The sequence below is a fragment of the Shewanella sp. 10N.286.51.B8 genome, assembly GCF_041469325.1.
In the GTDB taxonomy this organism is placed as follows: domain Bacteria; phylum Pseudomonadota; class Gammaproteobacteria; order Enterobacterales; family Shewanellaceae; genus Shewanella.
On sequence record NZ_JBFRKG010000006.1, the window covers coordinates 43,547 to 49,605 of the forward strand.

4 protein-coding genes and 1 pseudogene are annotated in these 6,059 nt (G+C 45.2%); all 5 read left to right on the forward strand.

The genetic code is table 11. The annotated features are described in order from the left end of the window. Positions 1-44 precede the first annotated feature (44 nt). A complete protein-coding gene (locus AB4160_RS02790; protein WP_372003548.1) occupies positions 45-1,106 on the forward strand; it encodes a flagellar basal body P-ring protein FlgI in 1,062 nt (353 codons plus the stop codon). A gap of 17 nt (positions 1,107-1,123) precedes the next feature. Next, positions 1,124-2,245: a flagellar assembly peptidoglycan hydrolase FlgJ gene (gene flgJ, locus AB4160_RS02795; protein ID WP_372003544.1), complete on the forward strand. Its 1,122-nt coding sequence runs from the start codon at positions 1,124-1,126 to the stop codon at positions 2,243-2,245. After that, positions 2,245-4,167 carry a flagellar hook-associated protein FlgK gene (flgK, locus tag AB4160_RS02800; protein WP_303459759.1) on the forward strand — a complete coding sequence of 641 codons (1,923 nt, stop codon included), beginning with the start codon at positions 2,245-2,247 and terminating at the stop codon, positions 4,165-4,167. The genes flgJ and flgK overlap by 1 nt, the downstream gene beginning before the upstream one ends. 11 nt (positions 4,168-4,178) lie before the next feature. Next, positions 4,179-5,384 carry a flagellar hook-associated protein FlgL gene (gene flgL / locus AB4160_RS02805; RefSeq protein WP_372003546.1) on the forward strand — a complete coding sequence of 402 codons (1,206 nt, stop codon included), beginning with the start codon at positions 4,179-4,181 and terminating at the stop codon, positions 5,382-5,384. A gap of 283 nt (positions 5,385-5,667) precedes the next feature. Next, positions 5,668-6,059 (forward strand): annotated as a pseudogene (locus AB4160_RS02810) (flagellin); the annotation flags it as partial.

A 6,059-nucleotide genomic window follows, 5' to 3' on the forward strand; every position in this document is an offset into this window, starting at 1 on the left:
AGTTAACCATGAAAATCAAATCCCTCATTTTATTATTGCTCAGCATGGTGTTGGTGTCACAGCCAATTCAAGCCCAGCGCATTAAAGATATTGCCAATGTCCAAGGGGTACGAAGTAACCAATTAATTGGTTATGGCTTAGTGGTGGGGTTACCCGGCACAGGTGAAAAAACCCGTTATACCGAACAAACCTTTAGAACCATGCTAAAAAACTTCGGCATTAATTTAGCCGATAATGTTAACCCTAAAACCAAAAATGCCGCTGTGGTAGCCGTGCATGCAGAAATGCCTGCCTTTATTAAGCCCGGTCAAAATCTTGACATCACGGTATCAAGTATTGGTGAAGCAAAAAGCTTACGTGGCGGCACCTTGCTGCAAACCTTCTTAAAAGGGGTTGATGGTAATGTTTACGCCATTGCCCAAGGCACCTTGGTGGTCAGTGGCTTTAGCGCAGAAGGTCAAGACGGTTCACGGGTGATACAAAATACTCCTACCGTTGGGCGTATTCCTAGCGGCGCTATTGTGGAGCGCAGCGTGATGTCACCTTTTGCCAGTGGCGATCACCTCACCTTTAACTTGCGCCGTGCAGATTTTTCAACCGCCAAAAACATGGAACAAGCCATTAATGATTTGCTTGGCCCCGGTATGGCAAGGGCGCTTGATGCTACCTCGGTGCAAGTGAGTGCGCCTCGTGATGCATCCCAAAGAGTGTCATTTTTATCGACCCTTGAAAACATTCAAGTTGATATGGCCGATGAGTCAGCCAAAGTGATAGTCAATTCGCGTACAGGCACCATAGTGGTGGGGCAAAATGTACGCTTAATGCCAGCAGCTGTGACCCATGGTGGCTTAACCGTCACCATTGCTGAAGCGACCCAAGTATCACAACCTAATCCGTTTTCGGATGGTCAAACGGTTGTTACAACCGATAGCACCATAGATGTTGCCCAAGACGATAGCCGAATGTTTTTATTTGACCCTGGCACCTCGCTCGATGAGCTAGTCAGAGCGGTAAATTTGGTGGGCGCTGCCCCTTCAGATGTACTGGCAATATTAGAAGCGTTAAAGATGGCAGGCGCTTTGCATGGAGAGCTTATCATCATCTAAAAATTGTCGGTATGACTATGGAAAAGCTGTCAAATTCATCGAACTATCTGGATCTAGGGGGACTAGATTCATTACGTTCCAAGGCCCAGAAAGACGAGAAGGCGGCATTACAAGAAGTCGCCAAACAGTTTGAAGGGATATTTATTCAAATGCTGATGAAAAGTATGCGTGAAGCTAACGCAGTCTTTAAATCAGACAGCCCGATGAACAGTGAAACCACCGAATTTTTTGAAAACATGCGCGATCAACAAATGTCGGTGGATTTATCAAACAAAGGTATGTTGGGCATCGCAGACATGATGGTGCAGCAACTTTCTCCCCAAGAAAGCGGTTTTACCCCAGCCTCAGTGCTGCGCGGTAATATTGACGCTAACAGTGCACAGTCATTAGTTAACTCTACGAATAAGCCGGTAGATTTTCTTAGCACAGTAGTGAGTGCAAATTCTGCCCCTGAGCGCTCAGAGGCTGATCAGTCAATGTTTAACCACACAATGCCTAATCACTCAACTGTTAATATCTCAACTGCGAACGCTGCAATGGCTAAGCCGATAATTGATAGCCAAGAATTAGATCAAGTTTTGGCTGGTGATCGTGTTGCCACTAGTGGCAATAGCTTGCCGCAATCGATGGCACCAACGCCGAATCAGTTTGACAGCCCGCAACATTTTGTCTCAGTGCTTTATCCCCATGCTGAAAAGGCCGCGAAACAGCTTGGCACCACCCCTGAAGTATTACTGGCGCAATCGGCATTAGAAACTGGCTGGGGTCAAAAAATGATCCGTCGTGATGACGGCACAGCCAGCAACAACTTGTTTAATATCAAAGCCGACAGACGCTGGGACGGCGATAAAACCTCAGTCAACACCTTAGAGTTTGAGCAAGGGGTGGCAGTAAAACAACAAGCAGACTTCAGAATGTACGACAACGTTGAACAAAGCTTTAATGACTTTGTGTCATTCATCTCCAATGGCGAGCGCTACCAAGAAGCCAAAAAAGTGGCAGCACAGCCCGCCAAATTTATTCATGCCCTACAACAAGCAGGTTACGCAACTGATCCTCAATACGCCAATAAAGTGTTGAAAGTCATGGAGTCAGTAACCAATGGACTTAAGTCCGTATTACCAAAAGAGACTAACTAATGGCTATCGATTTATTAAACATTGCCCGTTCAGGTGTTATGGCAGCCCAATCGCAAATGGGCGTCACCAGTAATAACATTGCCAATGCCAATACCGTGGGCTATCACCGCCAAGTTGCAGAGCAATCGTCATTAGGGTCCCAACAAATCGGTAGTAGCTTTTATGGTACAGGTACTTACGTATCTGATGTGAAAAGGGTTTATAACGAATATGCCGCAAGAGAGCTGCGCATTGGCCAAACCTCCATGAGTGGTGCTGAAACCCGTTACAGCAAAATGAACGAAATGGATCAGCTGTTCTCGCAAATTGGCGCCATGGTGCCAGCCAGTTTAAATGACTTTTTTACCAGCATTAATAATGTTGGCGATTTACCGACAGATCTCGGTATGCGTAACAACATGCTTAGCTCTGCCGGGCAAGTGGCTAACAGCCTTAATCAAATGCAAAGCCACCTTGACTCGCAAATGAAGCAAACCAATGCGCAAATCGGCGCTGTTGCTGATCGCATTAATGAGATCAGTACTGAGCTTGCCAACATCAACCTCGAGATCATGAAGTCGCCAGGGGCTGACAGCCAATTATTAGACCGACAAGATGCGCTGATTTTAGAGCTAAGCGAATATTCTGAAGTTAATGTTATCCCGCTAGATAATGGCGCTAAAAGCGTCATGCTCGGCGGCTCAGTGATGCTAGTGTCCGGTGAAGTGGCGATGCAAGTCGGCACCACTACAGGCGATCCCTTTTCGAATGAGCCAAGGCTAACCACATCAACTGGTAATAGCACGTTAGTGATTGACGGCTCTAAATTAGGTGGCCAATTAGGCGAGTTATTTAACTTTCGTGATCAAACCTTAATTCCAGCCTCTCAAGAGCTAGGGCAACTGGCCTTAGGCGTGGCAGATGCCTTTAACCAAATGCAGCAAAATGGTTTTGACCTAGACGGCAATATTGGCAGCAATATTTTTACTGATATTAACGACCCCAGCATGGCCGCAGGTCGAGTCGGTGCCTACAGTACCAACACTGGTGACGCCAATCTGAAAGTTAATATTGACGATGTAGGCCAATTAACCGGCAGCGCATACGAATTATCTTTCACTGCGCCAAACACCTATGAGCTTAAAGACACCCAAACAGGTAAAGTTGAGCCACTAACCCTTAATGGCAATCAGCTTGAAGGCGGCAATGGTTTTAGTATTGAAATTGATGCTGGCAGTTTTGCTGATGGCGACCGTTTTGAAATTAGACCTAACGCGGGCGCTGCAGCAGGGCTCAATGTGGCAATGACAGATCCAAGAGGCATAGCTGCAGCTGGGCCTAATATCTCAGCTGACTCAGGCAACTCAGGTAACACCAGTGTAAAGCTCACAGACATTGACCGAACTCATACCAGCTTCCCTGAAACGGGTAGTGAGCTTACCGTCAAAATTGATACCGCTAAAAATACTTTTCAAGTACTGGATGCCAACGGCGCCATAGTCGGCGCTGAAAAATCCTTTACCCCACCACAAATTGACACCGGCTTTGGTTTTAGTTTTGAAATTAACGACTCATCTTCAGCAGGTGTCACTGACAGCTATAGCTTTGATTTGTCCTTTGCCGAAGGCGACAACAGTAATGCGGTTGCAATGGCGCAATTGGCCGATGCCAACATTATGAATAATGGCTCAACCACCTTAACCGGGGTGTTTGAAGGCACCAAACTGGATATCGGCAGCAAAACGCAAGCTGCAGCGGTGAGCTTGGCCTCAAATGATGCCATGTATCAGCAAGCCTATAACCGAGTGCAAAGTGAGTCTGGGGTAAATTTAGATGAAGAAGCGGCCAATTTAATGCGCTTTCAGCAATCGTATCAAGCTTCAGCTCGCATCATGACAACTGCCCAGCAGATGTTTGACTCATTACTTAGCTCAGTTCGCTAGGAGAATTAATTATGCGAATTTCTACTGCGCAAATGTTTCAGCAAAACAGCTACAGCATAGCAAAAGGCCAATCTGAAACCAGCAAAACCCTCCTGCAATTAGCCACAGGTAAAAAAATTAATACCGCCGGTGATGACCCCGTGGCCGCCATTGGTATCGATAAGTTAAACCAGCAAAATAACTTAGTTGATCAGTATTTAAGAAATATTGATTACGGTGAAAACCACCTTAATCAAACAGAAACCTTACTGGGGGATTTAGATAATTTAGCTGGCAGCATGAAAGAGCAATTATTGCGTGGCTCAAACGGCAGCATGACCGACAACGAGCGGCAAACTATTGCCGATGAAATGCAAAAAACGCTCGATCAAATGTTGGCCATTGCCAACAAAAAAGATGAGTCAGGCAATTACTTATTTGCTGGCAATAAAACTGGCAGCGCACCATTTGAGTTTGATGCCAATGGTCAAATTATTTACAACGGCGACTCAGGCACCCGCGAAAGCATTATTGCCTCAGGGGTACTCACTGATACCAATATGCCCGGTGATGCTGTTTTTATGAACGCGCTCAATGCCATGGGCGATTATAGCGCCAATTATATGGCAGGCCAGCAAGGTGAGTTTAGCGTCGATAGCGCCAAAATTACCGATAGTGCAGCACATATTGCAGATACTTATCAGTTTGCTTTTATCGACAATGGCGCAGGTGGGGTGGATGTTGAAGTCAGAGACAGCGCCAATAAAGTACTGACAACAGTGGCAGATTTTGATAGTTCCATGCCAATTAAGATAAATGGCATGGAGGTTAAACTTGATGGCGAGCCGATGGCGGGCGACAGTTTTACCCTTGAGCCTATGGCTGAGGTCAGTATTTTAGACAGTTTTAGCCAGGCAATTAGCTTGCTGCAAAGTGGCGACAAGATACAAACCCCACAAGGTAAAGCGGAGTTGGCACAGTTGTTGAATAATATCGATAGTGGTGTCAATCAAATGAGCGCTAAGCGCGGTGAGGTTGGCAACAGCTTAAAAGTAATGGACCAGTACAAATCGAATCACACCGACGAGAAGGTGATCAACGCATCAGCCTTGTCGATGTTAGAAGATTTAGATTATGCCGAAGCCATTATTGAGTTTGAAAAACAGCAGTTAGCACTTAATGCCGTATCAAGTGTTTTCAGCAAGGTAGGTTCAACGAGCTTGTTTGATTACATCTAACAAGCGCGATGAAACTGCAATGTCAGTCATTGGGTAAGGGTGTTTTATAGGCTGATATAACTAATCGTTTTATCAATAAAAGCCCAAATAAAATAGCAACCAATACCCAAAAGCTAACAACAACTTTTAATGTTAATTTATTCATTTAATTTTGTTTAAAGGTTATTGAGTCAACCGTTTTCAGCCGCAAATCAATAGGGATAGAGCGGCTGGGTCAATAACTTTATTAACAAGTTTAGCCAAGCGCTTAGCCTTGGCAATGCTACTAAAAAAGGAAAGTATCATGGCTATTTCAGTTAATACCAATGTCACCGCAATGAAAGCGCAAAACAGTTTAAATGGCGCTAATGGCAACCTGCAAACCTCAATGGAGCGTTTATCATCAGGCCTGCGCATTAACAGCGCTAAAGATGACGCAGCAGGCCTGCAAATTTCAAACCGTATGACCAGTCAAATTAACGGTATTGGGGTGGCGATGCGTAATGCCAATGACGGTATCTCAATTGCACAAACCGCTGAAGGCTCAATGCAAGAGTCAACCAACATCTTACAACGTATGCGTGATTTATCACTGCAATCTGCTAACGGCTCAAACTCAGTAGATGATAGAGCTGCGATGCAAAAAGAGATTGGCGCATTACAAACAGAATTAACCCGTATTGCTGACACAACGTC

Excerpts from the sequence above, each read along its gene's own strand:
- AB4160_RS02790 (WP_372003548.1), top strand. The coding sequence starts at position 45 with ATGGTGTTGGTGTCACAGCCAATTCAAGCCCAGCGCATTAAAGATATT.
- flgJ (WP_372003544.1), top strand. The coding sequence starts at position 1,124 with ATGGAAAAGCTGTCAAATTCATCGAACTATCTGGATCTAGGGGGACTA.
- flgK (WP_303459759.1), top strand. The coding sequence starts at position 2,245 with ATGGCTATCGATTTATTAAACATTGCCCGTTCAGGTGTTATGGCAGCC.
- flgL (WP_372003546.1), top strand. The coding sequence starts at position 4,179 with ATGCGAATTTCTACTGCGCAAATGTTTCAGCAAAACAGCTACAGCATA.